This is a genomic window from Nonomuraea sp. NPDC050383, assembly GCF_044459125.1.
Classification (GTDB): domain Bacteria; phylum Actinomycetota; class Actinomycetes; order Streptosporangiales; family Streptosporangiaceae; genus Nonomuraea.
The window spans coordinates 266,534-292,402 of record NZ_JBITIP010000008.1 but is presented as its reverse complement, the minus strand read 5'-3'; the positions used below and the strand labels follow the sequence as shown (position 1 = coordinate 292,402).

Below are 25,869 nucleotides of genomic sequence, written 5' to 3'. Positions count from 1 at the left end.
CGTCACGGGGGCGGGCCTCTCGCATGCCGTGGCGCCCCGTTCCGGGGCGATGGCCGTCGCGCGGGTGCTCGGCGGGCCGCCCCGGCTATTAGGCTGGGGCCCGATTCATCGCGAGCGTGAGGCGGAGCGCACACATGGACATCGTCAACGGCGGCCTGAACTTCCTCTTCCTGCTGCTCGCCGTCGCCATCCTCGGCATGTCGGCCTACGGGCTGCTGCACGCGCTGCGGGTGCCGCCGGCCGCGTTCGTCGCCGCGGGCAAGCTGAAGAAGAACATCTGGCTGATCATCCTCGCGCTGGCGACGCTGTTCTCGCTGGCGGGCGCGTGGTCGTTCCTCAACGCGTTCCTGCTCGTCGGCGGGCTGCAGTTCATCGGGCTCGGCGCGGTCAGCTTCTTCTCGATCATCGCGGTGATCGCCGCCGTGGTCTACATCGTGGACGTGAAGCCGGCCGTCAAGGGCATGGGCCGCGGCGGCAACAACGGCCCCTACGGACCCTGGTGACCCCGGGCCGTCCCCCTCGGCACGGCTAGCTGCGCAGCGCGCGAGCCAGCCAGCGGGCCAGCATGAGGTGTCCGGCCCGCGTCGGGTGGACGCCGTCGGGCAGCACCACGCCCGACGGGTCGCCGCCGGCCCACCGGCTCCGCAACGGGTCGAGGAACTCCACGCCCTCCTCCCGGGCGACCCCGGCCAGGGTGTCGCGCACCCGCAGGGCCTTGGGCGGGACCTTCCCCAGCCAGATGGGGCCGACGACGACGATCCTCGTGGCGGGCCAGTGCTCGCGGGCGTCGCGCACGAGCGTGGTGGCCGCCCGGCCGAGCTGCCCGGTGGTCCAGCGCTGGTCGTTGTGACCGCCGGAGACGACGAGCACGTCGGGGGCGGGGCGCCAGGACAGCTCGTCCTCGTACGACTGCTGGAACGTGCGCCCGGCGCGCCCCCGGTTGAGGAAGCCGGTCCCGCCCGCGCCGGCGACGACCGGCTGCCAGCCGAGCAGGCGGGCGGCCTGGCACGCGTAGGCCCGCCACTGCGGGACCGGGCCGGAGCCGACCGTGAAGCTGTCGCCCACGACCATCATCACCGGCGCCGCACCGGGCTCGCGGCGGGGCGGAGGCGCTGGTGCGGGGGCGGAAGCGTCCTCGCGGCGGGACGGGGGCGCGGGGGCGGAAGCGTCCGCGCGGCGCGTGGACGAGGCGCCTGACGACGCCCTGAGCGAGCTGGTGGCGCCCTGCGACTCCGCGGAACTCGCGCATCCCGATATCAGTGGACATATCGCCAGGAGCAGCGCGGCCGATGCGGTCAGGGGGGAACGCACCCGGTCGCGCATCGCCACCTCAGGAGCTCTAGGCTGCCGCCATGACCATCGACCTCCATGGACGCACGCGAAGGCTGGAACTGTCCGACCAGAGCCTTCGCGACTTCGAGGCGGTCGTCCTCGAAGCGACGCCCGACGGAATCGTCTTGGACCGGTCGGCATTCTATCCGGGCGGGGGCGGCCAGCCCGCCGATCACGGAGTTCTGCTCTGGCAGGGCGTGGAGACGCGGATCGCCGGCGTGCGCAAGGGCGACGACCTCCAGCTCGTCCCCGCCGAGGGCGACCCGATCCCGCCGGCGGGCACGACCGTCCTGGCGGCCGTGGCCGACGAGCGCCGCTCGGCCCTCATGCGCACCCATTCGGGGCTGCACGTGCTGTGCGGGGTGGTCTTCCGCGACTACGGCTCGCTGGTGACGGGCGGCAACATGGAGCCCGCGATCGTGCCCGAGCGCGGCACGGTCGGCGTGGCCCGCATGGACTTCAACATGCCGGAGGTGCCGCCGGGGTTCCGCGACGCGGTGGAGGCCGCGTGCAACGCCGAGATCCAGGCCGACCGGCGCATCGACGTGCGGGTCCTGCCCCGGCAGGAGGCGTTCGCCATCCCCGACATCATCCGCACCGCGACCAACCTGGTGCCGGAGTCGGTGAGCGACGTCCGGATCGTGGACATCGTCGGGCTGGACACGCAGGCCGACGGCGGCACCCACGTGGCCTCCACCAGGCAGATCGGCAGGTTGCGGGTGGCCAAGATCGAGAGCAAGGGCCGCGGCTTCCGCCGCGTCCGCGTCGAGATCTGCGACTGACCTCCGCCCGCCGCCTCACCGCCCTTCGACGACCCGCGCCAGGCCGTCGAGCAGCGGGCGCAGCCCGAACTCGAAGAGCCGGTCGAGGTCCAGCTCGAAGTCGCCGCCCATGTCCTCGACCACCCGGGTGAACGTGGGATAGCCGCCCAGCGCGGTCAGCGCCGGGTAGGCGGCGTGCTGGTCCATCCACTCGTCGTCGGTCAGGCCGGTGGTGGCCTGCGCCTGCTGCTCCAGCTCCAGGTTGGCCGCGATGCCCTGGACGTAGCTGTAGAGCAGGATGTGCACCTGCATCATCGTGACCGGGTCGAGGCCGCGGCCGTCGAGGGCGGCCAGCGCCCACTCGGTGTGCCGGAGCAGCCCTGCGGAGGGCCGCGGCCGGGTGAGCGAGGTGACCCACGCCAGCCACGGGTGCCGGCGGCAGGCGGTCCACTGCAGGCGCGCGGACACCTCCAGCCGCGCCCGCCAGCCGGGCGGCGGCTCGTCGGGCAGCGGGAACTCCGCGATCACGGCGTCGGTCATCAGCCCGACGAGGTCGTCCTTGCTCCGCACGTGGCGGTAGAGCGACATGGTGGACACGCCGAGCCGCCCGGCGACGCCCCGCATGGAGACGGCGGCCAGCCCCTCGGCGTCGGCCATCTCGACGGCCACGCCGACGACGCGCTCGCGCGTCAGCTCGTGCTCCCCTCCACCGGACCGCCGGGCGGGCGGCATCGGGGCCCGCTGGGCGGCTCCCGGCCGCCACGAGGTCACCAGCGTGCCGACGCGCGGCTCCGCCCTGACCACGCCTTCCTGGGCGAGCGCGGTGAGCGCCTTGGCGGCCGTGGCGAGCGCGACGCCCCAGTCCTGGGCGAGCTGACGGGTGGAGGGTACGCGGTCGCCCTCCTTGAGCTCACCGCGGGCCACGCGGGCCTTCACGTCCTCGACGATCCGCAGGTACGGCGGAGCGGGCATCGAACCTCCTGGTCATAGCTGTACTAGTACAGTATAACGCATGGACCTGGTTGCATGTGGTCAAAATACGGCGTACATTCAGCGGCGTACAGCGTCCATACAGCTAAAGGGGATCACATGAACACCGTCCTCGTCTCCGGCGCCGGCATCGGCGGCCCCGTCCTCGCGTACTGGCTGGGGCGGCACGGCTTCGACGTGACGATCGTGGAGCGCGCGCCCGCCCCGCGCCGGGGCGGCCAGGCCGTTGACCTCCGGGGCGCCGCCGTCACCGTCGCGGAGCGGATGGGCATCCTGGAGCAGGCTCTCGCCCTGAAGACCGACATGCGCGGCATGTCCATGGTGGACGGCGACGGCAACGAGACCATGCGCACCACCGAGCGCACCGTCAGCGCCGGCCGGCTGGACGGGGACGACATCGAGATCATGCGCGACGACCTCGTCGCCGTCGTCACCGGAGCCGCCCGCGACGCCGAGACGATCTACGGCGACTCGATCACCGCGCTGGAGCAGGACGGCGACGGTGTGGACGTGACGTTCGAGAGCGGCGGGCGGCGGCGGTTCAGCTATGTCATCGGGGCCGACGGGCTGCACTCCAACGTGCGCGCGCTGGCGTTCGGCGACGAGTCGCAGTTCGTCGCCCACCTCGGCATGTACGTCTCCATCTACAGCGCGCCGAACTTCCTCGACCTCGACCGCTGGCAGGTCTGGCACCGCGAGGGGGACGCCGGCTACGGCGTCCACAGCGCCCCCGGCAACGCCACGATCCGGGTGAACGCCGGCTTCGGCGCCGGGCCCATCGCGTACGACCACCGCGACGTCGACGCGCAGAAGCGGCTGGTCGAGGAGCACTGCTCGGCGCTGCGCTGGGAGACGCCGCGGCTGATGAAGGCCATGTGGGAGGCGGACGACTTCTACTTCGACGCCATGGCCCAGATCCACATGGACCGCTGGTCCACGGGGCGGGTGACGCTGCTGGGCGACGCGGGCTACTGCGCCTCGCCGCTCTCGGGGCAGGGCACCAGCCTGGCCATGGTGGGGGCGTACGTGCTGGCGGAGGAGCTGGGCGCGGACCGGGACGGGGCGTTCGACCGGTACGAGGAGCGGATGCGGCCGTTCGTCCGGCTCAACCAGGAGCTGGCCACGGAGAACCCCGGCGGCCCCGCCTCCGACGAGAGCGTGCGGCGGGCGGCCACGGCCATCTCCCTCGACCGCTGACCCGGTCCCCCTGATCACCGCGAAGGCGGCGCGCCGGTTGCCGCTACGATGTCCGGCCATGACGGGATTCAGGCGTGCGCCGGCCGCCACGAGCGCCGCCGTTCTGGCATCAGCTGCCCTGGGGGCGGCGCTGCTCGCGACCACCCCGGCCCCGGCCCAGGCCGCCCGCGCGGGGATCACCGACCAGATCACGATGACCCTCCGCAAGGACGGCACCCTGCACGTCTCCGAGAAGATCTCCGGCGTCACCGGGGCGCTCCAGCGGACGTTCCTCACCAGGACCCGCCACGACGACGCCGACGACCGGCTGTACCAGATCTCGAACGTCAAGGGCGGCAAGCTGTCCGGCGACGTCCTGGCGGTCACCGCGCCCGCCACGGTGGAGTACGACGTCAAGGGCACGGTGACGCCCGCCGGCGGCGTGCGGGAGCTGCGCTGGTTCGCGGTGAACGGCTGGAACGCCCCCGTCGCCAAGGCCACGGTCAAGGTCGCCGGGCCCGGCCTGGTGCAGAGCCTGTCGTGCTTCGCCGGCGAGCTCACCTCGGCCGTCGGCTGCACCTCGGCGTCCATGAACCACACCGGCACCGAGGCCGACTTCGAGCAGGCGAACCTGGCGCCCGGCCAGGCGCTCACCGTCGTCGTCGCCTACCCCGAGGACTCCGCCGCCGGGGCACCGATCCTCGACCGGCGCTTCTCGCTGACCTCGGCGTTCGCCCTGAACACCGTCACCGGCGGCGCGCTCGCCGCCCTCCTCGTGCTGCTGCTCGGCGGCCTGGGGCTGCTGTACTGGACGCGCGGGCGCGACGCCAGGGTGGTGGCCCACGGCAAGGAGCACGACCAGGGCGCGGCCGTGCCGGTGCAGAACGGGCACTTCTCGCCGCCCGACGGGGTGCGGCCCGGCCAGATCGGCACGCTCGTGGACGAGCAGGCCGACGTGGTGGACGTGACGGCGACCATCGTGGACCTGGCCGTGCGCGGGTTCCTGCGGATCGACGAGCAGCCCCGGCAGACCTACGACGCGCCCGACTGGATGCTGGTCAGGGTGCCGTCGGGGCACCCCGCCGCGCTGCTGCCGTACGAGCGGGCGCTCTACGACGCGATCTTCGACGGGCGCGACGCGGTCCTGCTGTCACAGCTGTCCGGCTCGTTCGCCAGCCACCTCGGCGAGGTGCGCGACGCCCTGTACGCCGACGTGGTCAGGCAGGGCTGGTTCGCCCGCCGCCCCGACACCGAGCGCACCCGGTGGACGCTGACCGGCGTGGTGCTCATCGGCGTGGGCCTGCTCGCCACCGTGGCGCTCGCCTGGCTCACGACGTACGGCCTGCTGGGTCTGGCCCTGGTCATCGCGGGTGGGGCGCTGGCCGTGGGCGGGCAGTACATGCCGGCCAAGACGGCCCGCGGGTCGGCGGCGCTGGCGCACACGCTGGCGTTCCGGGAGTACCTGTTCTCGGGCGACCTGGGCGAGGTGCCGGAGCAGCACCGGGTGGAGCTGTTCTCCCGCTACCTCCCGTACGCGGTGATCTTCGACGGGGTGGAGCACTGGTCGCGGATCGTCGCCTCGGTCACGGGCAACGGGCGGGAGGCCGACAACCTGTACTGGTACCACGGGCCGGCGGAGTGGGACCTGTCGAAGTTCGCGGGCTCGATGCGCACGTTCACGACCACCACCTCGGGCGCCATCTCGGCGACCCGCCAGTTCCGCACCCTCTGACCGGTCGCCGCCGGCCTTCTCCCTCCGATTCGCCTGGTCAGCGGGGTGCGGAGGGCGTACCGGAGGGTAGGCGACCCGGTGGACGGCGGGAACGGACGGCGCGCCGACGGCTCCGGGCGGGCCTGCCGCGGCCGGCGGACGCCAGCGTGAAAGGATCAGGCGTGCGCGACGAGGAACTGCTGACAGCCGCGGCCAGTGGCGACCCCGTCGCCGTGCGCGAGGCCGTGACCGAGGGCGCCGATCTGGAGGCCCGCGACGCCCGGGGCCGCACCCCGCTGCTGCTGGCGGCCGCCGCCGACCACGTCGAGGTGGCGCAGCTCCTCGTGTCCGCGCGGGCCGACCCCGGCGCGGCCGACCTCCAGGGCGACACCCCATGGCTGGTCAGCGGGGTGACGGGCAGTGTGGCCATGCTGCGCGTGCTGCTGCGCGCCGGGCCCGAGGTGAACAGCACCGACCGCAACGGAGCCACAGCGCTCATCACGGCCTGCGAGCGCGGCCACACCGGCTACGTGCGCGCGGTGCTGGAGACGGGCGCCGACGTGGACCACACCGACGACCTGGGCCGGACGGCGCTGCTGAAGGCGGTCATCGCGGGCGACGGCTCGGAGGGCTACCAGGAGATCGTCCGGCTGCTGCTCGCGGCCGGGGCGGACCCGCGCCGGACCGACCGGGACGGGGTCTCGGCGTTCGAGCACGCGGTCGCCAAGGGACACCTGGAGATCGCCGCCGTCCTGCGCGACGCCACGCACCCCCGCCTGTGAGCCGGCGGAAACCCTCCGTGCGCTATCGCGGGGCCAGCCCCGACAGGAGCGCGTCGAGGGCGTAGGTGAAGCGGTCCTCGTGGTCCCGCGCGGTGCCCAGCCCGGCCGCCAGCGCCTGTCCGACGACGGGGTGGCGCGCAGGGTCGAACCGCGGCTCGGGGTCGGGCCCGTCGTGTCCCGGCGTCCGGCCGGCCTCCGCGAGCACCTGCCCGATGACGAACGTGGCCAGCGTGGTGATTACGTGGAGCGCGTCGGTGGGGCTGAAACGCTCGGCGACCAGGGCCCGCGCGACCCGTTCGACGGTGTCCAGGCCGCCGGGCGTCGAGACGGGGCGGGTGGCGACGAGCGGCAGCAGGGCGGGATGGGCGAGCAGCGCCGCCCGCAGCGAGAGCGCGAACGCCCGCCCCCACTCCCGCCACGGCCCCTCCGGCCGCACGGCGACACCGGCCAGCGTGCGGTCCACGAGGCCGTCGAGGACCGCGTCCTTGTTCGGCAGGTAGTAGTAGAGGGTCATCGCCTCGACGCCCAGCTCCTTGCCCAGTCTGCGCATGGACAGCGCGGCGATGCCCTCCCGGTCCACCAGGTCGAGGGCCGCGTCCAGAATCTTCTCCCTTGACAGTCCCGCTCGTTTCATACACCGTAAGATAAAGCCTTACACCGTAAGAGAGCGAGGTCACCGTGAGAACTCTGGTCCGCGACTTCATCACCGCCGTCAACGGGCGGCGCCTGGACGACCTGCCCGCCTTCATGGCCGCCGACGTCGTCGACCACAACAAGATGATCTTCGGCGAGCCCGACGTCCCCGGCGCCGCGTTCGACGGCATCAAGATGCAGCTCGACGCGTTCGACCCCTTCCACCTCTCGGTCGAGGAGCTCGTCGAGGAGGGCGACCGGGTCGTGGCGCGGCTGCTCATGACGGGCACGCACACCGGCCACCACCCGCGCATGCCGAAGCCCACCGGCAAGAGCTTCGCCGTCGAGGCGATCTTCATCTTCACGGTGCGCGACGGGAGGATCAGCGAGATCCGCGCGGTCAGCGACCGCCTGGGCCTGTTCCTCCAGCTCGCCTGGGACTGGCCCGAGACCGACTGAGAGCCGTCCGGCGCGGGACCGGCTGCGAGTCGTCAGGCCGGCGAGGAGGCCAGGCGCAGCTCGCCGACGACCCGGCCGCCGCCCAGCACGGGCGTCGAGGAGGGCAGGCTCGGCGCGTCCAGGCCCAGCGAGCGCAGCGCCGCCACCGTCACCGGCGTGCGGGCCCGCTGCGCCCCGTCCTCCACCTTGACCGCCCCCGCCCGGCCGTCCTCGAACACGAAGACCTCGAACCCCTCCGCCCCCGACTTCAGCATCAGCCCCGGCACGGCGCGCATGAGCGAGACCTCCACCCGGCTGGTGCCCGACGTCCACTCCGGGTACGCGGTCACGGCCTCGAAGATCCGCCGCTCGTACGACCCCGCCTCCCCCAGCGGGAACGCCCGGAAGGCCCGCGTCATCCCCAGCATCGACACGAAGTACAGCGGCGCGCCGCAACCGTCCACGCCGGAGGCCGCCGTCCGCTCCCCCGTCAGCTCCTCCACCGTGGCGCGGATCGCCCGCTGGAGCGGGTGGGTGACCTCCAGGTACGTGTCGAGCGGCCAGCCGTTCGCCACGCAGGTGGCCAGCATGGCGGCGTGCTTGCCCGAGCAGTTCATGAAGACGCGGGCCCGCTCGGACACCGTCCGGTCCTCGGGATGATCCTCCGGGCACCGCAGCGCCGACTCGTCCAGGCCCGCCCCGGCGAGGATCTTCCGTACCCCCTCCACGTGGAACGGCTCGCCGGCGTGCGAGGCGCAGGCCAGCGCCAGCAGCTCGCCCGCCAGGTCGAGCCCGCCGCGCAGCATGCCGAGCACCTGGAGGGGCTTCATCGACGAGCGCGGCGACGCCGGCACGTGCACCGCGCCGTGTGCCTCCACCGGGCCGCCGTCCGGGCCGACGGTCAGCATCCGCGCCTGATGCCTCGACTCCACGAACCCAGACCGGACAACCTCCACCACCAGCGACATTTCACGCCCCTTTCCGGCCATGAGTCTACGAAGCGCCCGTCCTACGCCAGAATGGGATCCCATGCGAGCAGTGGTGCAGCGGGTGACGTCGGCTTCCGTGGCGGTGGACGGTCGGACGATCGGGGCCATCGACGAGCCCGGCCTCATGGTGCTGGTCGGCGTCACGCACACCGACACGACCGCCGAGGCCCGCAGGCTCGCCGCCAAGCTGTGGGGGCTGCGCGTCCTGCACGGCGAGAAGTCCTGCTCCGACGTGTCAGCGCCGCTCCTGGTCATCAGCCAGTTCACCCTGTACGGCGACGCGCGCAAGGGCCGGCGACCCACCTGGCAGGCCGCCGCCCCGGGGCCCGTGGCCGAGCCGCTGGTGGAGGCCGTGGTGGAGGAGCTGAGGGCACTCGGAGCCCACGTGGAGACGGGCAGCTTCGGTGCCGACATGAAGGTCTCCCTGGTCAACGACGGCCCCATCACGCTGATCGTCGACGTCTGACGCCTGACGGCCCGGGTCCCGGTCGTCACCCCGGTGACGGCCCAGGACGCGCACGTGACTGCGGCCCGCACCACTGGCGCGGGCCGGTGCTGCATCCCGCCGTATGTCAGCGGCCGTGTCAGGACGGCGACGGCCCGGTATCAGAGCGGTCGGCGATGGTGGACATCGAAAGCACACAGCACAAGGAGCACATGATGCAGAAGTTCGACACCGCCGCCCCGATCACCGCCGTCCTCCACATCCCCGCCGGACGCGTCCAGCTCATCGCCGCCGACCGGGCCGACACCACCGTCGAGGTCCTGCCCGCCAGCACCTCCAAGGCCCGCGACGTGAAGGCGGCCGAGCACACCACGGTCGAGTACGCCGACGGCGTCCTGCGGATCGAGACCGCCGCGGCGAAGAACCAGTACCTCGGCCCCACCGGAGCCATCGAGGTGACGATCAAACTGCCCGCCGGCTCCCAGGTCGACGCGAAGACGGCCAGCGCCGAGCTCCGGACCGTCGGCCGCCTCGGCGACGTCGCCTTCGAAGGCGCCTACCACCAGATCAACATCGACGAGGCCGCGAGCCTCCGCCTCACCGCGACCGACGGCGACGTCGAGGTCGGCCGCCTGGGCGGCCCCGCCGAGATCAGCACCGCAAGAGGCGACATCCGGATCGCCGAGGCCACCGGCGGCAAGGTCGTGCTCCGCACCCAGTCCGGCGACATCACGATCAACGCCGCCACCGGCGTCTCGGCCGCCCTGGACGCAGGCACCTCCTACGGCCGCGTCAGCAACGCCCTCAAGAACGACGGCACCGCCGAACTCGACATCCACGCCACCACCTCCAACGGCGACATCACCGCCCGCAGCCTGTGACCCGCACCCTCCACCGGCCGGAGACGTCGGTGAGCAGGAGCGGCGGCGGGTGGCTGGAGCAGCCGCGTCCCTGGGTGACGGTCCGCATGCCCGACGCGACCCGCTGACCCCTGCACCGGCCGCCTCAAGCAGGCACGTGGACGTGACCAAGCCATGATCGGCTGCGACGGCCCAGAATGCGCACGTGACGGCGGCCCGCCGTCACCCGGTCAGCGGCCGTTCCCCTGGAGGCCCTCAGCCCCGTGCGGCGGGTGGCGCCTTCCTTGGCTGTGCCGTAACAGACAGCTCTGCCCCGACAGAAAGCTGCGCCGGGACACAAAGCTGTGCCGTGACAGAAGAGGGTCTATCGAACGCGACGCCTGAGCGCCGGATCGATCTGCACGTTGCGGCCCGCGTCCGGGGGGACGACGACCTCCTGTGACGCGGCGACGCCGCCCGCGAGCAGCGGCGCGTCCACCGGCACCGTGCGCTTGACCACCGCCAGCGCGATCGGCCCGAGCTCGTGGTGGCGCGCGGACGAGCCGACCGTGCCCACCTCCTGACTCTCGAAGATCACCGGCGCCCCGTGCGGCGGCAGCGTGTCGACGCTGCCGTCCAGGTGCAGGAACACCAGCCGCCGCGGCGGGTGCCCGAGGTTGTGGACCCGGGCCACCGTCTCCTGACCGCGGTAGCAGCCCTTGCCGAGCTGCACGGCGGTGCCGATGAGGCCGATCTCGTGCGGGATCGTCCTGTGGTCCGTCTCGAAGCCCAGCCGCGGCTCGAACCGCTCGATCCGCAGCGCCTCGTACGCCCACAGCCCCGCCAGCGGCCGGCCCAGGTGCTCCGGCAGCTCGCTGCGGGGCACCAGGAAGTCCTCGGTGGCCGTGGACAGCACCGCGAGCTCGTCGGCCCGTGACACCTCCACCCGCAGCATGAACCGCATCCGGTCGAGGTAGCCCACCAGGCTGTCGGCGGTGCCCGGCTCGACGTGCGCCAGCACGCTCTCGCCGTCGTCGACCAGCGTCAGGTGGTGCAGGATGTGGCCCTGCAGGTCGAGGTCGAGCGTCCGGGTCCACTGACCGGGCACCAGGGTGTCGAGTTTCTGCGAGGTCAGGTCGTTGAGCCACTTCAGCCGGTCGGCGCCGGAGATCCGCACCACCTCGCGGTTGCTGCGGTCGACCACGGCCTCGCCCCGCACCAGCGCGCGCTGCTCGGCGAACAGGTCACCGTAGTGGGCGGCGACGTCGGAGTCCGGGGCCTCGGCGGCGACGGCTCCGTGAAGGTCCAGCAGAGGGCTACGCATGCCGTCCAGATTATCCGCTGGCCGAACCGTCAGCGGCAGCGGCGGCAGCGTCCGAACACCGTCAGGTGGTGAACGTCCGCGGCGAACCCCAGCTCCTCGTCGAGCCCCCGCACGAGCCCCTCCGCCAGCTCCGGCCGCACCTCGATCACCTCACCGCAGCCCCGGCACACCAGGTGGACGTGGTCCGCCTCGGCCGCCAGGTGGTAGGTCGGCGCGCCGTGCCCGAGATGGGTGTGCGTCACCATGCCCAGCTCCTCCAGGAGCTCAAGCGTGCGGTAGACGGTGGAGATGTTGACGCCGCGCGCCGTCTCCCGGACCTTGGCGCAGATCTCCTCCGGAGTGGCGTGCTCCAGCGACTTGACCGCCTCCAGCACCAGCTGCCGCTGAGGAGTCACCCGGTAACCCTTGGCGCGGAGCTCCTCGTGCCACTGCGTCTCGGTCATGCCCCGAGTCTACGGCCGGAGCTTTAATCGCTTGCCCTCCTCGAGGAGGACCGCATAACTTCGTGAGTACGCGGAAAGGAGGTGGTCCAAACAATGGTGATTCATAGTTGGGCTAGCGAGGTGGTTGTCCGCTGACGACGCGGACGCCCCGTCTCGCGCCGTTCGGCGAATACGAGGCAACCACCGGGGCCCCCGGCGGCTGGAGGGCGGGAATCCCATCCCGTCCATGGTCCATCCAGCCCGCTCGATATGGAGCGGAGCACGCCCGGGGGCCCTTTTTCATGTCCCTCCCGGCTGGGTTCAGTGCTCGCCGCGCGGCTCCGCGCCCAGCTCCTCGCACGCCCGCCGGTAGAGCTCCACCACGGCCGTGCGCACCTGCGCCCGCTCGGTCAGCGGCTCGCGCCACGGCACGCGCACCCGCTCGCCGCCGTCGACCGTGAACTCGATCGCCTCGCCGTCGACACCGCTCGTCACCGCGCGGCTCGCCTCCGGCCGGCCGCCGAGCGCGCGCACGATGAGCAGCGCGTCGTCGCCGTGGTCGTCGTTCATGTGGCGCTTGATCGCCTCGACCGCCTCCGCGGTGAACGGACCGCCGCTCATGCCACCTTCTTCAGCTCGGCCGACATGTGCGACGTGAGCGGGTGCCCCATCGCCGCCATGTCGTAGGCCCACATCAGGTTGCCCTTGACCAGCCCGTACAGACGCCGCCCCGCGGTGTACTCCTTGGCCGTCACGGTGCGCGCCACCACGTCGGTCTGCAGCTCGATCTTGTGGAAGACGACCTCGCCGACGTAGATCTCCACCACTCCGGTGGGGTGGGCGAGCACCACCTCGACCTGCCGGTTCGGTTGCGGGCGCCAGTATCCGGACTCGGTGGCGAGCGGCCTGACCCGGTTGCCGTCCTGGTCGAGCAGCCAGGTCCGGCTCACGTACGACAGGAACGGCTTGCCGTTGTGGCCGAACTCGATCTCCTGGCCGAAGTTGAAGCTGTCGATCGTCGGATAGCCCCCGACACCCGCGCCTTCCCACCTGCCGATGAGAAAGGCGATCGGCTCCAGATCGGGATGCATCTCAGGTTCTTCCATGTCCCCCAACCCTAGTGGCCGCGCGTGCGGGCGCGGGCGTTAGTGTGGCGGGCATGGCACGATCACTGGTGATCAAGGTGACCGCCGGGGCCGACGCGCCCGAGCGCTGCAACCAGGCGTTCACGGTCGCGGCCGCCGCGCTGGCGAGCGGAGTTCCGGTCTCCCTGTGGCTGACCGGCGAGTCCTCCTGGTTCGCACTCCCGGGGCGGGCCAAGGAGTTCGGCCTGCCCCACGCGGCTCCGTTGACGGACCTGCTGGACGCCGTCCTCGCGGGCGGGCGGGTCACGGTCTGCACGCAGTGCGCGGCCCGGCGCGACATCACGGCCGACGACCTCATCGAGGGTGTCCGCATCGCGGGCGCGCCCACCTTCGTGGAGGAAGCCGTCGCCGAGGGCGCCCAGGCGCTGGTGTACTAGCCCGGTTCCAGGACTCCTTCCGGCGGCCCGCGCTGGGCGGGTCAGCCGGCGGCGAGGACCGTGTTGAGCCGCTCCTGGCGGAGCTGTTCGTAGCGGGTGTCGTCGAGCGGGGCGAGCTGGCCGCCGACCCGCCAGGAGAGCAGCAGGTCGGCCAGCGCCGGGTTGCGGGCCAGTGCCGGGCCGTGCAGGTAGGTGCCGACGACGTGGCCCGCGTAGCAGCCCTCGAAGCCGTCGCCGTTGCCGACGCCCTTGACCGTGCGCGACAGCGGCTTGACGCCGGGGCCGAGCCGGGTGACGCCCATGTGGTTCTCGAAGCCCGTCAGCGTCGGCAGGCCGAGCCCGGCGTCGACCTCGGCCACCAGCTCGCCCACGGCGCGGGCCGGGCCGCGGACGCTGGCGATGTCGAGGATGCCGAGCCCGTCGACCGGCTGCCCCTCCTCGCCGCCGAACGTGCTGCCCATGATCTGGTAGCCGGCGCACACCGCCAGCAGCGCGGCGCCCCGGTTGACGGCGCGGTGCAGGCCGCCGTCGCGGCGCAGGCGCGCGGCCGCGAGGATCTGCGGGCGGTCCTCGCCGCCGCCGATGAGGTAGATGTCGCCCGTCTCCGGCACCGGGTCGGCCGAGCGCACGTGCACGGTCTCGGTCTCGATGCCGCGCCGCTGCGCGCGCTGCTCCAGGACCAGCACGTTGCCCTGGTCGCCGTACGTGCTCAGCAGGTCGGGGTAGATCCAGACGATGCGCAGGGCGCTGTCAGACGGCACGGCCGAACTCCGATCGGATCTGCTGGAAGGCGGTGTAGTTGGCGATCACGTCGACGCGGCCGGGCGGCTGCATGGCGAGCGCCTCGGAGAACGTCTCGCACACCGCGAACGGCACGTCCGCCACGTCCAGCCGGAGCGCCAGGTCGAGGCGGCGCTCACCGGTGACGAACACCGGACGGCCGCGCAGCACGCGGTAGTCGACGTCCCACAGCCAGGACGTGTCACGCCCGTCGGGGCCCTGCGCGTTGACCGACAGGATGATCGGCAGCTGCGGGTCGGCGACGTCGAACGCCTCCAGCCAGCCCGCCGGGTTCTTGGCCAGCAACAGCCGCGCCTGGCGGCCCTCACGCTCGACCGTGGTGTAGCGGCCGGCGACCGAGGTGACCTCGCGCAGCCGGGGCAGCGCCCGCTCGACCGGCAGGTCGAACGCCTCGGCCACCGCCAGCGCCATGACCGCGTTGGAGCGGTTGGCCAGGCCGGGAAGCTGGATGTCGAGCAGCCACCGCTGCCCGCGCGGGTCGATGACCGCGTCGTCGTCGAGGATCCACTGCGGCTCCGGCCGGTGGAAGGTGCACTCGCGGCAGGCCCAGTCGGCGTCCTTGCGGTCCAGGGGGCCGCCGCACTCGGGGCAGCACCACGAGTCCTCCTTCCACCGCTGTCCGCCCGCGACCCAGGTGACCTTGGCGGCCGTGGAGGCGCCCCAGGTGACGAGGGGGTCGTCGCAGTTGGCGATGACGTGGGTGGGCTTGCCGGACAGCGCCCGCCGCCACTTCTGGGCCAGCAGCCAGATCTCGGCCGCGCGGTCCATCTGGTCGCGGCTGAGGTTCATCAGGCAGACCACGCTGGCGCCCGTGGTGTCGAGGACCTCGGGGAGGTACTTCTCGTCCACCTCCAGCACGCCGTAGGGAGCGTCCTTGTGCTGCGACAGCGCCGAGACGTGGCCGGCCGGCATGTTGGCGCCGTACACGTTGGTGGCGACCTCGCCCATCTCCAGCAGCGCGGAGGTGATCAGCCGGGTGGTGGTCGTCTTGCCGTTGGTGGCGCTGACCAGGGCGAGCTTGCGGTCGCGGGCCAGCTTGCGGAGAAGGTCGGGCTCGAGCATGAGGCCCACCCGGCCGCCGATCACCGAGCCGTCACCGCGCCCGGTCATCCTGGACAGCGTGGCGGCGCTGCGGCCCAGGGCGCTCGCGAGCTGGGCCCGCAGTGGAAGCTGGGTCATGGCACAGAATCCTAGTCCGCGTCGGCCGTTGTTCTGGATACGCACGCGAAAACGCGGCCCGGCGCGGCCGGAGCCGGAGAGCCGCGAGCGCGAGGCGTGTCCGGCGAGCCACGGCTAGGGCGTGCCGGCGAAGGGCAGCTCGGGCACGCCTCCGTGGTCGAACGGCAGCACGAAGCGGCCCGGCCAGGACAGCACGCCTTCCAGCCACCCGGCTCCCATGGTCTGGCCCACGTGCCGCAGCCGGGCGGCGGGCTCCATGCCGATCGCGACGTTCATGATGTCGCGCTGGAAACCCTCGTTCTCGTCGTCGCCGAGGATGACCCGCCAGGCCAGGGCCCTGTTGTGCTCGATGGCCATGGACAGCGGGTGGTGGCGCAGCGCCTTGGCGCGGTGGCCCAGCAGCTCGCCGTGCGGGGCGGCGGCGCCCGGGGCGGCGGCCACCGCCCCGGCCACCGCGGTGGCCACCGCCGAGGCGCTCGCGGCGGGGTTCCCGGCGACTCCGCCGGGCGTGTCCCTGGGCGTGCCGGCAGGCGTCCCGTTGGGCGCCCCGGCAGGCGTCCCGGCAGGTGTCCCGGGGAATGTGTCACGGGACGTGCCGCCGGGCGTGTCGCCGAACAGGGCGTACTCCATGGGCGGCGCCGGGCTGCGCAGGTCCGGCGCGGGCCGGCCGTACGGGAAGAGGCGGTCCACCTCGTGCAGCCAGCGCACCTGCGGGATCACCCACGCCGTGCCGGGACGCTCGCCGCCCCGGTCCAGCGCGGCGAGCAGCCGCGTGGCGCGCTCCGCGGCCTTCTCCGTGAGCAGGGCCGGGTCGAGCCAGCTCCGCAGCGACCAGGCGCGCCGCCGCACCGACCGCTCGACCAGCGTGGCGAGCAGGCACTCGCCGCGCCGTACCGGCAGCTCCGACCAGGCGGCGGCGAGCGCGCGCGGCACGCCGGGCATCGGGCGGTTCGTCACGAACGCGAGCACGACCGTGTCGCACCACACGCGCAGCCACGCCCAGTCGGGCGCGTCGGCCAGCACGTCGGCCTCGCGCAGCTCGACGAGCGTGCACGCCTGCCCGGTACGGCACTGGCTGCCGCAGGCGGCCGACCGGCGTCCCCGTATCGGCGGGGGCGGGCTCGCGATCAGCCGCTCGCGCGACTCGCCGAGCGGCACCCGCACGCGCAGCGGCCGGTCCATGCCGTCGGCGAACACGGCCGCGGAGCCCGGCTGCAGCGAGACGACCTGGCGGGACTGCTCCTCGCTGAGGTTCATGGCGGCGCCGACGAGCTGCCTGTCGTCCTCGGCCGGGAGCCGGTGGACGACCTTGAGCGCGGTGTTCTTGACCACGTCGGCGACGAGCTTGGTGGGGATCTGCTCGGCCACGACGATGCCCTCGCCGTACGCCCTGATCTCGGCCAGCATGCCGGCCAGCAGCTCCACGGCATGCGTGGCGGCCCGGCCGGCGCCGCGGTCGCGCAGCAGCCGGTGGGCCTCCTCGATGACGATGACGTGCCGCAGCCCGGTGGACTTCTCCTGCCGGGCGCGCATCCGCAGGTGCTCCACGATGCGGATGATGAGCGTGCCCATGAGGAACGCCTTGTCCTCGTCGTTGGCCACGTCCTCGATGGCGAGCACCACGTTGCGCTGGAGCAGGCCGCCGATGTCGGCCGGGTGGCCGCCCTCGAAGAAGCGCCCGGCCGAGCCGACGCGCAGCGAGCGCAGCCGCAGCGAGATGAAGCCCTCGACGTCGGCCTGGACCTCGCGGCCGTAGCCGATCTCCTTGATCACGTCCATCGCGTGCTGCTGGAGCAGCTCCAGGGTCGGCACGCTGGGCGGCACCTTGGAGCCGGGCACGGCGCCGCCGGTCACGACGTCCCAGCCGGTGGCCTCGTAGACGCGCTGCAACGCCAGCGACATGATCTGCGGGAACGGCTCCTCGGCGTCGAAGGCGGCCATGAACAGCGCCCTGACCATGTCGATGTGCGCCTGGACGGGGTAGCCGGGCTCGGGTTCGAGGGGGTTGATGCTGAACGGCACGCCGGCGGGCGCCGACGGGTTGATCACGGTGACGGGCCCGAACTGCTCGACGCGGCCGGCCATGGCGGCGTACTCCGACTTGGCGGGCTCGATCGCGAGCCAGGGGATGCGGGCCCCGCTGAGCTGCTCCAGCAGGTGCCGGACGGTCTGCGACTTGCCCGAGCCGGTGGCGCCGGTGACGAACGCGTGCCGGTTCAGCGTGGCCAGCGGCACCCGGAACGAGCCGACCCCCCGGTCCTGCCCGTCGAGGATCTCGCCCAGCTCCAGCTCCCCGCCGTCGGCCTCGGACGTCACGTCGAAGAAGCCCGAGTCGAGCACCCGCACGCCGGGCACCTCGCGCCTGGGCAGCCCGGCCAGCGCGGCGAGTGCCCCGGCCGTGGCGGCGAACGGCGCGGCGGCCCCGTCGGCGGGGTCCTGCATGGTGATGGCCAGCGCCTCGGCCAGCGTGTGGACGGCCCCCTGGGCGCTGCGCAGCCGGTAGGGGTGGTGGCTCATCTCGACGGAGCCGACGAGGACGGGCGCGATCTGCCGCAGCTCCTCGGCCGTCGCGCCGCCGGCCAGCACCCGGACGTTCCACAGCCCGGCCTCGCGGAACGCGTCCAGCTCCTGCATGCGCCGCTCGGCCCGCTCGGCGTCGAAGCGGGAGCGCTCGGAGGCGTCGCCGTACTGGCGCAGCACGTTGAGCTGGGTGCGCAGGTGGGCCACCTCGGCGTCGAGCAGGCCGGTCGGCTCCGCCACGACCAGCCAGGCGAACGGCCGCGACATGAGCGTGATCAGCGTCGACTCGAACAGCGTTGGCCGCTTCAGCTCGTCGGGGTCGAACTCCCGGCGTCCGCCGAGCGGCGGCGCCTGCCGGCCCGGACACGGCGTCCACACCAGGTCGGCGAGGTCGGCCAGGTACTCCTCGCCGAGCTGGACCCCGCGTGCCCCGCCGGGGAACAGCAGCGGCTGCGGCCCTGTCGGCGCCTCCGGGGCGTCGGTGGCGCGGCGCGGCTGCCGGGGCGGCGACAGCGGGCCCGCGTTCGTGATGAGCTCCAGGGGCGCGCCGGAGCCGCGGGAGAGCCATCCGATGGCGAACGGCCGGTCCCGCTGGGCGGCGGACAGCACGGCGGGAAGCACGGTGACGAAGTCCCACTCCGCCGACGAGCTTCGTGAGGGTGCGGCGATGGACTGGATCCGGTACCACGGCCCGCTCAGCGAAACACTCGGCTGCATTGCATCCCCCCACAGACGGCTCTTAGTAAAATCGGCCGACCGTCAGCCCGTCGCCTTGACATTGACCATCTCATTGCCTGCCCTTGCGCCAGTCGAGGCGTGGCGGGGGCGGACCGAGGTTCGGCGGCGGTTCGGAGCCGTCGCGTCCGGGCGTCCCCGCGTGCTCGCTCGGCCGCCCGGCGCCGCGCTGCGGCGTCCCCTGCCGGCCTTCCTGCCCGGCCTCCTGAGGCCCCTCCTCGGTCCCGTGCTCGCCGTCGAGGGCCAGCACGGCGTCGCGTACGTCGTCCAGCTCGCCGAGCGTCGTCTTGGGGAAGGTCAGGATGGCCGGGTTGGCGTCGGCGAGGCGGACCCGCCGGCCCTGCGCGGTGGCGTCGGTGACGATGACGGAGGTGGTGGGGAGTTGCTGGAGCTGGTGCGGCTCGACGAGGAACTCGCGGGAGCGCTGGAGCACCCGCTCCTTCTCGCCGATCTTGCCGGTCGTGCGGCCCCACTCGGTGGACTCGGTGATGTCCTCGGCCAGGTCGGTGGCGCTGTCGCCGTGCTCCTCGTGCCGGCCCTCGACCTCGGCGATCGTGGAGGTGTAGCCGCCGTCCACCCCGGGCAGCGACTCGCTGATCGTCTCGGTGAGCTGGGCCAGCTCCAGCCGGTGCTCGGTGCCGACGTGCTCGCTCGCCACCCGGGCGTCCTCGGCGTTGCCGAGACGCATGAACGCGACCGCGGCGTGGCCGCGCCCCAGCCGCTCCCGCACGGGCGGGGTCAGCGACCGGTACGTCAGCACGAGCCCCGTACGGGAGGTCTCGCAGGCGTCCATGAGCCGGTCGAGCACGTCGCCGCGGAGCTTGTCGGCCCCCGCGACGATGATCGTGTGGTACCAGGGACGGTCGGAGGCGGGCGACTGCCGCAGGATGTGGGTGAGCGCGGTCGCCACGTACGTGCCGAGCACCCGGTTGCCGAAAACGCCGGCCTGCCGGTCCATGCTGACCACCCGCAGCCGGGCGGGCGGCAGCCGCACGGCCTCCGTGCCCAGCGTCTCCAGCTTGCGCAGCTGTGACTCCAGCGCCCAGGCCCGCTCGATGACGACGCGGTCGCTGACGCCGCGCCCGAACAGCGTGCCGATGCGTTCGAGCTGGGTCGCGGTGATCAGCCCGTACCTGAGGTCGTCGCGCGGGTCGCCGACCTGGGCCAGGGCCCGCAGCGCGGCGGTGACCTGGCTGATCGTGGCGTTCTCGCCCAGGACCTCCAGGACGCGCTCCAGGATGGCGTTGTCGAAGCTGAGGTCGCGGGTGGTGCGGTGCTCCTCGCTGACGCTGACGACGTGGGCGAGCACGTCCGCGAACGCCTCAGGCTTGAGGGTGGCCCCCAGGTCGAGGCGGGGCAGGTCCACGGGCAGCACCCAGACCAGGGGGTCGTCGCCGCCCCGGCGGGCCAGCTCGACGAGGTCCTTGGCGATGGCGCCCTCGGACAGGTCGAGCACGGTCAGGTGGCCGCCGCTGTAGAGGCGGGTGGCGCCGAGCAGGGTGACCAGCGCCGACCAGCCGGGCAGCGTGCCACCGGCGACGTCGATGCGGTCGATCTCGTCGGGCACGGCGACGGCGTACCAGCTCAGCTGGCGGTCGTGGCGCTCCTTGAGCCGCTGCCACTCGCGGTAGCGCTGGGCGTGCTCCTCCTGGGCGCGGAACAGCTCTTTGTCACGTTCCTGTCGCCGGCGGTCATCGCGGGCCTGCTGCTCGCTGATCCGGTAGCGGACGGCGCGGTCGCCCTGGACGAGCGCGTAGCTGCAGATGATCGCCACGCCGCAGGCCGCGACCAGGCCGAGCAACGCGAACTTCCACTGGAGGAGGCCGGCCACGGCCAGCGCGAGGATGAGCAGCGTCAGCACGACCATGAACAGCCGGAAGACCCGTACCGGCCGGTTGAGCATGTCCTCCTGCATGCGCTTGCGGCGGGCCACGTCGGGGTCGGGGCGCGCGGGCGGCGGCTCCTCGACCGGCGAGGGGCGTTTCGGTGGCGGACCGGGGTCCGGGTGCAGCAGGATGTACTGCCAGCCCAGGTAGATGCGGTCCGCCTGGAGCTGCGCATGCTCAGGATGCACGTCCACCACGTGACCCTCCGGCCGCGATATGTCGTTAGTAGTAGAGGCTTGTCCCGCCCGCTCCGTGACAGCGTATGAGCTAGAACCCCTTCTACGGCAGGGTTCTCGGCAATTGGACCGGCCCGTTGGGAGGATAGCGGCGGATGGGACAAGCGTGACCTATTACCATCCTTACCCATGACCGAACCCTCCGGCGGCAGCGGCAGGCCCAGGCGCCCGGTCGTGGTGCCAGCTGTGGCCCTGGTGCTGGTCACGGCCCTCGGCGTCACCGCCCTCGCGGGCGGCCTCAGCGAGGCTCCGGACGCCCCTCCCCAGCTCGGCAAGGGCGCCGTGCTCGACCAGGGCCGGTTCGCCACCCGCTTCGTCGAGTCGCGGGTGCGGCTGGAGAAGGCCCAGACGCAGTTCGACGAGGACAAGCGGTTCGTGGAGCTGGTCTTCGAGGTGACCAACCGCGGCGACGACACCGCCTCCGTCGGCGTGCCCCCGAGACAGGAGGACGCCGGCTACGGCGACTCGTTCGGCAGCTCGCTGGTCAAGATCAGCCCGCCCTTCCCGGCCGACTCCGGGCCGTTCGCCTTCGCCCTGGCCAAGGGCGGCCAGACCGGGCAGCTCCACCCGGGGATCAAGACCACGGTCATCGTCCGGTACCAGCTCAAGGATGGCCGGAAACCGCCGGAGAAGGTCACGCTGGACGTGGCCTCGTACGAGTACGCGGCCGGGTTCAACGACCCGTCCGAGAGGTGGACGATGATCACCCAGGACGAGGGGGACAAGCTCGTCCCCGAGGTCAAGGCGCAGGTGACCCTGCCCGTCCAGGAAGACGCCACGGCATGACGGCCGTCCAGCCCCGCGCGGCGGCCTCGGACGGCCGGGGCGCCCGCCGCACCGGCTCCGGGCGGGGCGGCTCGCGGGCGCTCAACGCGCTGCTCGGCCTGCTCCTCGCCGGCGGCGCCGTGGGCCTGCAGACCCTCGCGCTGACGGAGAACGACACCGGGGCTCCGCTGACGTACACGGGCGACAAGGGGCAGGACGTGGACGCCCGGCGCTTCCACGTGCGGCTCGACTCCTTCACCGTCGCCAGGGCGATCCAGACCCGCAGCACCGAGACGGTCGAGACGGACAACCTGTTCCTCGTCGTCAACGCCGCCGCCAAGTCCAGCCTCAAGCCGTACCACCTCGGCCAGCCCACGCTGCTGACCGCCGACGGCCACCGCTTCGACGCCACCGACCGGGTGGACGGCACGCTCACGATGGCCGCCACCTGGGTGCAGCCGGACATCTGGGTCACCGGGCGGTTCTTCTTCGAGGTGCCCGCCTCGGCGCTGCCGGGGGCCAAGGTGGTGTTCGGGCTGCCGCCGTCGGTCGTGGTCGAGCCGTACCAGCCGGAAGTGGAGATCGACCTGGGGCTCGACGAGAAGGCGGCCCGCGACCTCGCCGCCAAGCCCCAGGACGTCTACTCCCTCGTCAAGAAGTGATCGGGCACATGAGCGCAGACGACCGCGACTGGTTCGCGCCCCGCAACCCCCGCCCCGCCAACGGGGCGGCCCGGAACGGCCAGGGACCGCCGCCTCAGGGACCGCCGCCCCAGGGGATGCCGCCCCAGGGGATGCCGCCGCGGCCTGCCCCGCCCGGTCAGGGAGGCGGGCTGCGGCCCGCGCGGCCGAGGCCCGGGTCGGGGTCGCGGATCTGGCCCGACCGGCAGGTGTGGCCGCCGGTGCCGCCGGAGTCCGTCGAGGGGGTCACCCAGCCGCTGCCGGCCGTACCGGACAGCCTGCCCCTCCCGCCCCCTCCCCCGCCTCGGCTCCCTCCGGCGCCGCCCCGGGAGGCTCCGTCCCCGGATGGCCCGCCCCGGGAGGCCGCGCCGCGTCCCCGGAGGCGCGGCCGGCTCCTGCTGGTGGCCGCCGCCGCGCTGGTGAGCGTCGCCGTGGCCGTGGGCGCGACCACGTACGACGGCTACCTGTTCTACGAGAAGGTCGCGTCCACGGAGACGCGCCTCGTGCCGGTGGCGCCCGGGCAGGCCGGCACCGTGTACGGCATCGAGTGGAAGGCGGCGCTCGCGCCCACAGAGGCCCCGCCGGGCAGCAAGCACGGCGACACCGTCGCCTGGCTCAAGGTGGACATCTCGGAGAAGGTCGTGGACCCCGGCAGCGCCACCATGACCGCGAAGCCGGACGAGGTGCGGCTCCAGGACCGCGCGGGCCGCACCTGGGTCGTGGAGCTCGCGGCGGGCGACCGGCCGGCCGACCGGCTGGAGGTCGGCAAGGAGTACGCGCTGGAGGGGCTCGCCGTGGTGCCCGCCGGGGTGGCCGGCGAGGTGGAGCTGTCGTTCCGGCCCAGCGGCTACCGCGCCGACACGCCGACCAAGGACCTGTTCAAGCGGAAGACGTCCAAGCCCGACGTGGACGTGCTGCGGTTCCGGCGCTAGCGGCTCACTCCGTCGTGAACGCCTGTCCGCGCAGGCGGGCCCGGGTGGCGGCGAGGTCGAAGGTGGCGGCCAGCAGCGCCATGGTGACCACGGTCACCAGCAGGTCGCGGCCGAAGGAGAGCGGCGGCTCCAGGTAGGCCCACGCCCACTCCACCTCCGACCCGACGAGCGTGCGGACCGCCCGGTCGGCGTACTGCGCGCCCACCGCGACGGCCACGTAGCACAGGCACATCATGCCGAACAGCGGCGCCCCGCCCCTGATCACCAGTCGCAGGGAGTTGACCAGCGGCACCCAGCGCTCCTGGAACCCGCCGGTGACCCGCTCGAACGACCGCTTCGTCAGGTCGTGGCTGCTCTCCAGGCGGTCGATGCCGCGCTCGAACCGGGTGCCCCTGACCATGGTGCGGGTGTCGTCGGCGTAGGCGCCGAACACCAGCATCGCCACGGTCAGCCAGGCCAGCGGGATGGCGATGGAGTCGAGGAGGAACGGCCACACCTCGCCGAACCAGGTCGTGACGGCCTTGAGGACCGGCACGGCGTCCTGCGCCTTCGTCCAGAGGCTCTCGGTGCCGACGACCACGGTGCGGTGGTCCACCCACTCCGACCGCGCGTCCGCGACGGCCACGGTGGCGTTGAGCCCGTAGAAGACGAACGCGAACTCGGAGAACGCGGCGGCGAAGCCGTAGAAACGCCCGCCGCCCTTCTCCACCAGCCGGGCGAACAGCGTCTTCAGCCCGAACGCGACCACCATCGTGCCGACCGACACCCGCCAGTCGAGGTCGAGGAGGCTGCGGCCGACGCTCGACTTCTCGCCGAAGAACGCGGCGTCGGTCATGTCGTAGAAGTGGTGGAACAGGTCCATCTGCTGGAGGTCGCGGGCATCCTCCGTCTGGAAGCCCCAGGCCATGTAGAGCACGGCGAAGGCGGGGGCGACCCGGTCGAGGGCGGTGAAGAACCGCTCGTCCTCCGCGCCCTCGGCGGTCCGTGCGCGCATCTCCCACAGGGCGCCGCGCAGGGTGTGCAGCATGCCCGTGACCACGGTCAGCGCCGCCAGGACGACCAGGGTGAGCAGCGTGATCGTGGCCACCAGCCGGACCTGCCGGAAGTCGCCGTAGGCCACCTCGGTGGCGCCGTACAGCAGCGCGAAGCGGACGGCCTCCCCCGCCGCGAACCACAGCACGAGTGGCAGCACGCAGCGCCCGAGCAGGCGAAGGGCGTGCACGGGCAGCGAGAACGGCGACGGCAGCTTCCGGGCCGGTGAAGGCGCAGGTCGGGGTGGTGCCGCCACACCAGACGAACCTGACATCTGGTGAATCGTAGCGGCCTGCCCCCTTCGCCGCAGCCCCAGCCCGCGCTCAACCGCCCCCAGCCCGCCCTCAGCCCGCCCCGGCCCGCCCCGGCCGCCCCCCGCCGGCGCTCAGCCGGCCAGGGCGTCCGGACGGCACGTGCGGCACGGGCGGTACCCGGCCGTGCGGGCGGCGTCGAGCGTGCGGAAGCCGTGCCGGTGCGCGGCCGTGATGCGCCGGGCGTTGTGGCAGGTCGGGAAGCACACCACGCCCGTGGTGTCACTGGCCAGATAGAACACCCGCTCCTTGGCCAGCCCGCCGAGCCGCCCCAGGTCCACGCCCTCGGCCAGCAGCAGCCGCTCCTTGGCCGCCGCACCGAAGACGTACTCGCCCACGACCCCGTCCGAGCGCGTCACCCGGTGACAGGGGATGAGCAGCGGCACGGGGTTGCGGGCGAGCGCCGTGCCGACCGCGCGCACCGCCGCGGGCCGGCCGGCACGGGCCGCGATCCACGCGTACGGCCTGACCTCGCCGCGCGGGATCTCCTGGACGGCCCGCAGCACGTCCCTCTGGAAGCCGCCCAGCCCTCCCAGATCGAGCGACAGCCCCGACAGCCGCCCGGTGCGCAGCGCGGGCCCCAGCCCCGCCGGCGGCCTCGCAGCGGCCACCAGCGGCCGGCCGAACCGTGACCGGAAGGCCGCGGCGAACCCGTCGCCGTGGTGCACGTAGGCCACGCCCTGCCCGGTCCAGGCCACGGACAGCTCCCCGATCGGGCTCGGCAGCACCGTCCAGCGCGCCGCGATCCGGTCGAGCAGCCCCGCGGGCGCCTCCACGGCCAGGCCGGCGAGTTCGTCGAGCAGGGGATCCTGGTTCATCGGGCACCTCCTAGCGCGCGCAGCCGCTTCAGCCCGCGCGACACGTGTGACTTGACCGTGCCCTGCGGGATCCGCAGCACCGTGGCGATCTCGCTGACCGGCAGGTCGGCGACGTGCCGGAGCACCACCGCGGCGCGCTGCTCGTCCGGCAGCAGCGCGAGCAGCCCCGCCAGCTCCTCGCCGGTCTCGCGGCGCACCGCCGTGTCCTCGACGCCCTCACGGGCATCGACGACGTCGACCGGCTCCTCGCGGAGGTCGGGTGGCGGCTTGCGGGACTTGGCGCGGGCACAGTTGCGCCAGATGTTCATGAGGATGGTCAGGAGCCAGGGACGCGTCCGCAGTGCCGCGACACGCTCCTGGTCGTAGCCGGCCAGCGCCCGGTACGCGCGCAGGAACGTCTCGGCCGTGAGGTCCTCGGCATCGGCCCAGCGCCCGCTCAGCCGCAGCGCCGTCGAGAAGACGACGTCGCGGTGGGCGCCGTACAGCTCGGCGAAGCCCGCGTCGAGGTCGTCGAGCAGCGCCTTCTGCACCGGGTCGAGACAGTCCATATGACTCACATCTACACGAACACCGCCACGACCCGTTCGGTGGCACCCGGCGCCCGCTGTTT

General features: G+C 73.1%; 27 protein-coding genes. 12 read left to right on the top strand and 15 right to left on the bottom strand.

The window, feature by feature from the left end; translation table 11 throughout:
- Nucleotides 1–134: 134 nt before the first annotated feature.
- Nucleotides 135–503 (top strand): DUF2516 family protein, encoded by a 369-nt coding sequence (locus ACIBG4_RS22145; protein WP_310706898.1) that lies wholly within the window; start codon nucleotides 135–137, stop codon nucleotides 501–503.
- Between the two features lie 25 nt (nucleotides 504–528).
- On the opposite strand, the gene ACIBG4_RS22140 is transcribed toward ACIBG4_RS22145, so the two are convergent.
- On the bottom strand, nucleotides 529–1,074 hold the full coding sequence (locus ACIBG4_RS22140; RefSeq protein ID WP_397203462.1) for an SGNH/GDSL hydrolase family protein: 546 nt from the start codon (nucleotides 1,072–1,074) through the stop codon (nucleotides 529–531).
- A gap of 278 nt (nucleotides 1,075–1,352) precedes the next feature.
- Here ACIBG4_RS22140 and ACIBG4_RS22135 point away from each other — a divergent pair, with 278 nt between their 5' ends.
- The gene (locus ACIBG4_RS22135) at nucleotides 1,353–2,114 is read left to right on the top strand and encodes an alanyl-tRNA editing protein (RefSeq protein ID WP_397203387.1); all 762 of its coding nucleotides are present in this window, start codon (nucleotides 1,353–1,355) and stop codon (nucleotides 2,112–2,114) included.
- 15 nt (nucleotides 2,115–2,129) lie between these two features.
- Here ACIBG4_RS22135 and ACIBG4_RS22130 read toward each other — a convergent pair whose 3' ends face one another.
- A complete protein-coding gene (locus ACIBG4_RS22130; protein WP_397203386.1) occupies nucleotides 2,130–3,065 on the bottom strand; it encodes a TetR/AcrR family transcriptional regulator C-terminal domain-containing protein in 936 nt (311 codons plus the stop codon).
- Nucleotides 3,066–3,182: 117 nt separating this feature from the next.
- Here ACIBG4_RS22130 and ACIBG4_RS22125 point away from each other — a divergent pair, with 117 nt between their 5' ends.
- The 3 genes from ACIBG4_RS22125 to ACIBG4_RS22115 all read left to right on the top strand — a co-directional run bounded on the left by ACIBG4_RS22125 (nucleotide 3,183) and on the right by ACIBG4_RS22115 (nucleotide 6,752).
- Entirely contained in the window at nucleotides 3,183–4,280 is a 1,098-nt protein-coding gene (locus ACIBG4_RS22125) for an FAD-dependent monooxygenase (protein WP_397203384.1), read from the top strand.
- A gap of 58 nt (nucleotides 4,281–4,338) precedes the next feature.
- Nucleotides 4,339–5,991: a DUF2207 domain-containing protein gene (locus tag ACIBG4_RS22120; protein ID WP_397203383.1), complete on the top strand. Its 1,653-nt coding sequence runs from the start codon at nucleotides 4,339–4,341 to the stop codon at nucleotides 5,989–5,991.
- Between the two features lie 161 nt (nucleotides 5,992–6,152).
- The gene (locus ACIBG4_RS22115; protein WP_397203382.1) at nucleotides 6,153–6,752 is read left to right on the top strand and encodes an ankyrin repeat domain-containing protein; all 600 of its coding nucleotides are present in this window, start codon (nucleotides 6,153–6,155) and stop codon (nucleotides 6,750–6,752) included.
- 22 nt (nucleotides 6,753–6,774) lie between these two features.
- On the opposite strand, the gene ACIBG4_RS22110 is transcribed toward ACIBG4_RS22115, so the two are convergent.
- Entirely contained in the window at nucleotides 6,775–7,386 is a 612-nt protein-coding gene (locus ACIBG4_RS22110; RefSeq protein WP_397203381.1) for a TetR/AcrR family transcriptional regulator C-terminal domain-containing protein, read from the bottom strand.
- A 44-nt stretch (nucleotides 7,387–7,430) separates the two neighbouring features.
- Between ACIBG4_RS22110 and ACIBG4_RS22105 the strand changes: the two genes are divergently transcribed.
- Nucleotides 7,431–7,844, top strand: coding sequence for an ester cyclase (locus ACIBG4_RS22105; protein WP_310706906.1), 414 nt, complete (start codon nucleotides 7,431–7,433; stop codon nucleotides 7,842–7,844).
- Between the two features lie 32 nt (nucleotides 7,845–7,876).
- On the opposite strand, the gene ACIBG4_RS22100 is transcribed toward ACIBG4_RS22105, so the two are convergent.
- Nucleotides 7,877–8,791 carry an asparaginase gene (locus tag ACIBG4_RS22100; protein WP_397203380.1) on the bottom strand — a complete coding sequence of 305 codons (915 nt, stop codon included), beginning with the start codon at nucleotides 8,789–8,791 and terminating at the stop codon, nucleotides 7,877–7,879.
- Between the two features lie 61 nt (nucleotides 8,792–8,852).
- Here ACIBG4_RS22100 and dtd point away from each other — a divergent pair, with 61 nt between their 5' ends.
- Nucleotides 8,853–9,278, top strand: a complete 426-nt coding sequence (dtd, locus tag ACIBG4_RS22095; protein WP_397203379.1) for a D-aminoacyl-tRNA deacylase — start codon at nucleotides 8,853–8,855, stop codon at nucleotides 9,276–9,278.
- Between the two features lie 194 nt (nucleotides 9,279–9,472).
- The gene (locus tag ACIBG4_RS22090) at nucleotides 9,473–10,138 is read left to right on the top strand and encodes a DUF4097 family beta strand repeat-containing protein (RefSeq protein WP_397203461.1); all 666 of its coding nucleotides are present in this window, start codon (nucleotides 9,473–9,475) and stop codon (nucleotides 10,136–10,138) included.
- Between the two features lie 343 nt (nucleotides 10,139–10,481).
- Here the strand turns inward: ACIBG4_RS22090 and ACIBG4_RS22085 are convergent, their stop codons facing one another.
- From ACIBG4_RS22085 to ACIBG4_RS22070, 4 genes are all read right to left on the bottom strand, one after another.
- Nucleotides 10,482–11,420: a YgfZ/GcvT domain-containing protein gene (locus ACIBG4_RS22085; protein WP_397203378.1), complete on the bottom strand. Its 939-nt coding sequence runs from the start codon at nucleotides 11,418–11,420 to the stop codon at nucleotides 10,482–10,484.
- Between the two features lie 29 nt (nucleotides 11,421–11,449).
- Nucleotides 11,450–11,863 carry a Fur family transcriptional regulator gene (locus ACIBG4_RS22080; RefSeq protein WP_355435184.1) on the bottom strand — a complete coding sequence of 138 codons (414 nt, stop codon included), beginning with the start codon at nucleotides 11,861–11,863 and terminating at the stop codon, nucleotides 11,450–11,452.
- A gap of 300 nt (nucleotides 11,864–12,163) precedes the next feature.
- A complete protein-coding gene (locus ACIBG4_RS22075; protein ID WP_310706912.1) occupies nucleotides 12,164–12,463 on the bottom strand; it encodes a DUF2470 domain-containing protein in 300 nt (99 codons plus the stop codon).
- A complete protein-coding gene (locus ACIBG4_RS22070; protein WP_310706913.1) occupies nucleotides 12,460–12,948 on the bottom strand; it encodes an FABP family protein in 489 nt (162 codons plus the stop codon). Before ACIBG4_RS22070 ends, ACIBG4_RS22075 begins: the two co-directional genes overlap by 4 nt.
- A gap of 53 nt (nucleotides 12,949–13,001) precedes the next feature.
- On the opposite strand from ACIBG4_RS22070, the gene ACIBG4_RS22065 reads away from it, so the two are divergent.
- Nucleotides 13,002–13,364: a DsrE family protein gene (locus ACIBG4_RS22065; RefSeq protein WP_310706914.1), complete on the top strand. Its 363-nt coding sequence runs from the start codon at nucleotides 13,002–13,004 to the stop codon at nucleotides 13,362–13,364.
- 41 nt (nucleotides 13,365–13,405) lie between these two features.
- Here the strand turns inward: ACIBG4_RS22065 and ACIBG4_RS22060 are convergent, their stop codons facing one another.
- From ACIBG4_RS22060 to ACIBG4_RS22045, 4 genes are all read right to left on the bottom strand, one after another.
- A complete protein-coding gene (locus ACIBG4_RS22060) occupies nucleotides 13,406–14,125 on the bottom strand; it encodes a type 1 glutamine amidotransferase (protein ID WP_397203376.1) in 720 nt (239 codons plus the stop codon).
- Entirely contained in the window at nucleotides 14,115–15,344 is a 1,230-nt protein-coding gene (locus ACIBG4_RS22055) for a MurT ligase domain-containing protein (protein ID WP_397203375.1), read from the bottom strand. Before ACIBG4_RS22055 ends, ACIBG4_RS22060 begins: the two co-directional genes overlap by 11 nt.
- 114 nt (nucleotides 15,345–15,458) lie before the next feature.
- Nucleotides 15,459–18,581 carry an ATP-binding protein gene (locus ACIBG4_RS22050; protein WP_397203374.1) on the bottom strand — a complete coding sequence of 1,041 codons (3,123 nt, stop codon included), beginning with the start codon at nucleotides 18,579–18,581 and terminating at the stop codon, nucleotides 15,459–15,461.
- Nucleotides 18,582–18,651: 70 nt separating this feature from the next.
- Nucleotides 18,652–20,673, bottom strand: coding sequence for a hypothetical protein (locus tag ACIBG4_RS22045; RefSeq protein WP_397203373.1), 2,022 nt, complete (start codon nucleotides 20,671–20,673; stop codon nucleotides 18,652–18,654).
- Nucleotides 20,674–20,850: 177 nt separating this feature from the next.
- On the opposite strand from ACIBG4_RS22045, the gene ACIBG4_RS22040 reads away from it, so the two are divergent.
- From ACIBG4_RS22040 to ACIBG4_RS22030, 3 genes are read left to right on the top strand one after another with little or no spacing between them, the layout of a single operon-like run.
- The gene (locus ACIBG4_RS22040; protein ID WP_397203372.1) at nucleotides 20,851–21,507 is read left to right on the top strand and encodes a hypothetical protein; all 657 of its coding nucleotides are present in this window, start codon (nucleotides 20,851–20,853) and stop codon (nucleotides 21,505–21,507) included.
- On the top strand, nucleotides 21,504–22,148 hold the full coding sequence (locus tag ACIBG4_RS22035; protein ID WP_397203371.1) for a hypothetical protein: 645 nt from the start codon (nucleotides 21,504–21,506) through the stop codon (nucleotides 22,146–22,148). The genes ACIBG4_RS22040 and ACIBG4_RS22035 overlap by 4 nt, the downstream gene beginning before the upstream one ends.
- A gap of 8 nt (nucleotides 22,149–22,156) precedes the next feature.
- Nucleotides 22,157–23,098, top strand: coding sequence for a hypothetical protein (locus ACIBG4_RS22030; protein ID WP_397203370.1), 942 nt, complete (start codon nucleotides 22,157–22,159; stop codon nucleotides 23,096–23,098).
- Between the two features lie 4 nt (nucleotides 23,099–23,102).
- Here the strand turns inward: ACIBG4_RS22030 and ACIBG4_RS22025 are convergent, their stop codons facing one another.
- The 3 genes from ACIBG4_RS22025 to ACIBG4_RS22015 form a co-directional block, all read right to left on the bottom strand.
- The gene (locus tag ACIBG4_RS22025; protein WP_310706925.1) at nucleotides 23,103–24,320 is read right to left on the bottom strand and encodes a hypothetical protein; all 1,218 of its coding nucleotides are present in this window, start codon (nucleotides 24,318–24,320) and stop codon (nucleotides 23,103–23,105) included.
- A gap of 195 nt (nucleotides 24,321–24,515) precedes the next feature.
- Nucleotides 24,516–25,259 carry a methylated-DNA--[protein]-cysteine S-methyltransferase gene (locus ACIBG4_RS22020; RefSeq protein WP_397203369.1) on the bottom strand — a complete coding sequence of 248 codons (744 nt, stop codon included), beginning with the start codon at nucleotides 25,257–25,259 and terminating at the stop codon, nucleotides 24,516–24,518.
- The gene (locus ACIBG4_RS22015) at nucleotides 25,256–25,807 is read right to left on the bottom strand and encodes an RNA polymerase sigma factor (protein WP_397203368.1); all 552 of its coding nucleotides are present in this window, start codon (nucleotides 25,805–25,807) and stop codon (nucleotides 25,256–25,258) included. Before ACIBG4_RS22015 ends, ACIBG4_RS22020 begins: the two co-directional genes overlap by 4 nt.
- Between the last annotated feature and the right edge of the window lie 62 nt (nucleotides 25,808–25,869).

What these genes read in the sequence shown, in the direction of transcription:
- ACIBG4_RS22090 (WP_397203461.1), top strand. Translation starts at nt 9,473, where the DNA reads ATGCAGAAGTTCGACACCGCCGCCCCGATCACCGCCGTCCTCCACATC.
- ACIBG4_RS22050 (WP_397203374.1), bottom strand. Translation starts at nt 18,581, where the DNA reads ATGCAGCCGAGTGTTTCGCTGAGCGGGCCGTGGTACCGGATCCAGTCC.
- ACIBG4_RS22035 (WP_397203371.1), top strand. Translation starts at nt 21,504, where the DNA reads ATGACGGCCGTCCAGCCCCGCGCGGCGGCCTCGGACGGCCGGGGCGCC.
- ACIBG4_RS22145 (WP_310706898.1), top strand. Translation starts at nt 135, where the DNA reads ATGGACATCGTCAACGGCGGCCTGAACTTCCTCTTCCTGCTGCTCGCC.
- ACIBG4_RS22135 (WP_397203387.1), top strand. Translation starts at nt 1,353, where the DNA reads ATGACCATCGACCTCCATGGACGCACGCGAAGGCTGGAACTGTCCGAC.
- ACIBG4_RS22040 (WP_397203372.1), top strand. Translation starts at nt 20,851, where the DNA reads ATGACCGAACCCTCCGGCGGCAGCGGCAGGCCCAGGCGCCCGGTCGTG.
- ACIBG4_RS22075 (WP_310706912.1), bottom strand. Translation starts at nt 12,463, where the DNA reads ATGAGCGGCGGTCCGTTCACCGCGGAGGCGGTCGAGGCGATCAAGCGC.
- ACIBG4_RS22055 (WP_397203375.1), bottom strand. Translation starts at nt 15,344, where the DNA reads ATGACCCAGCTTCCACTGCGGGCCCAGCTCGCGAGCGCCCTGGGCCGC.
- ACIBG4_RS22065 (WP_310706914.1), top strand. Translation starts at nt 13,002, where the DNA reads ATGGCACGATCACTGGTGATCAAGGTGACCGCCGGGGCCGACGCGCCC.
- ACIBG4_RS22080 (WP_355435184.1), bottom strand. Translation starts at nt 11,863, where the DNA reads ATGACCGAGACGCAGTGGCACGAGGAGCTCCGCGCCAAGGGTTACCGG.
- ACIBG4_RS22120 (WP_397203383.1), top strand. Translation starts at nt 4,339, where the DNA reads ATGACGGGATTCAGGCGTGCGCCGGCCGCCACGAGCGCCGCCGTTCTG.
- ACIBG4_RS22070 (WP_310706913.1), bottom strand. Translation starts at nt 12,948, where the DNA reads ATGGAAGAACCTGAGATGCATCCCGATCTGGAGCCGATCGCCTTTCTC.
- ACIBG4_RS22110 (WP_397203381.1), bottom strand. Translation starts at nt 7,386, where the DNA reads ATGAAACGAGCGGGACTGTCAAGGGAGAAGATTCTGGACGCGGCCCTC.
- ACIBG4_RS22125 (WP_397203384.1), top strand. Translation starts at nt 3,183, where the DNA reads ATGAACACCGTCCTCGTCTCCGGCGCCGGCATCGGCGGCCCCGTCCTC.
- dtd (WP_397203379.1), top strand. Translation starts at nt 8,853, where the DNA reads ATGCGAGCAGTGGTGCAGCGGGTGACGTCGGCTTCCGTGGCGGTGGAC.
- ACIBG4_RS22100 (WP_397203380.1), bottom strand. Translation starts at nt 8,791, where the DNA reads ATGTCGCTGGTGGTGGAGGTTGTCCGGTCTGGGTTCGTGGAGTCGAGG.
- ACIBG4_RS22020 (WP_397203369.1), bottom strand. Translation starts at nt 25,259, where the DNA reads ATGAACCAGGATCCCCTGCTCGACGAACTCGCCGGCCTGGCCGTGGAG.
- ACIBG4_RS22085 (WP_397203378.1), bottom strand. Translation starts at nt 11,420, where the DNA reads ATGCGTAGCCCTCTGCTGGACCTTCACGGAGCCGTCGCCGCCGAGGCC.
- ACIBG4_RS22130 (WP_397203386.1), bottom strand. Translation starts at nt 3,065, where the DNA reads ATGCCCGCTCCGCCGTACCTGCGGATCGTCGAGGACGTGAAGGCCCGC.
- ACIBG4_RS22015 (WP_397203368.1), bottom strand. Translation starts at nt 25,807, where the DNA reads ATGGACTGTCTCGACCCGGTGCAGAAGGCGCTGCTCGACGACCTCGAC.
- ACIBG4_RS22140 (WP_397203462.1), bottom strand. Translation starts at nt 1,074, where the DNA reads ATGATGGTCGTGGGCGACAGCTTCACGGTCGGCTCCGGCCCGGTCCCG.
- ACIBG4_RS22030 (WP_397203370.1), top strand. Translation starts at nt 22,157, where the DNA reads ATGAGCGCAGACGACCGCGACTGGTTCGCGCCCCGCAACCCCCGCCCC.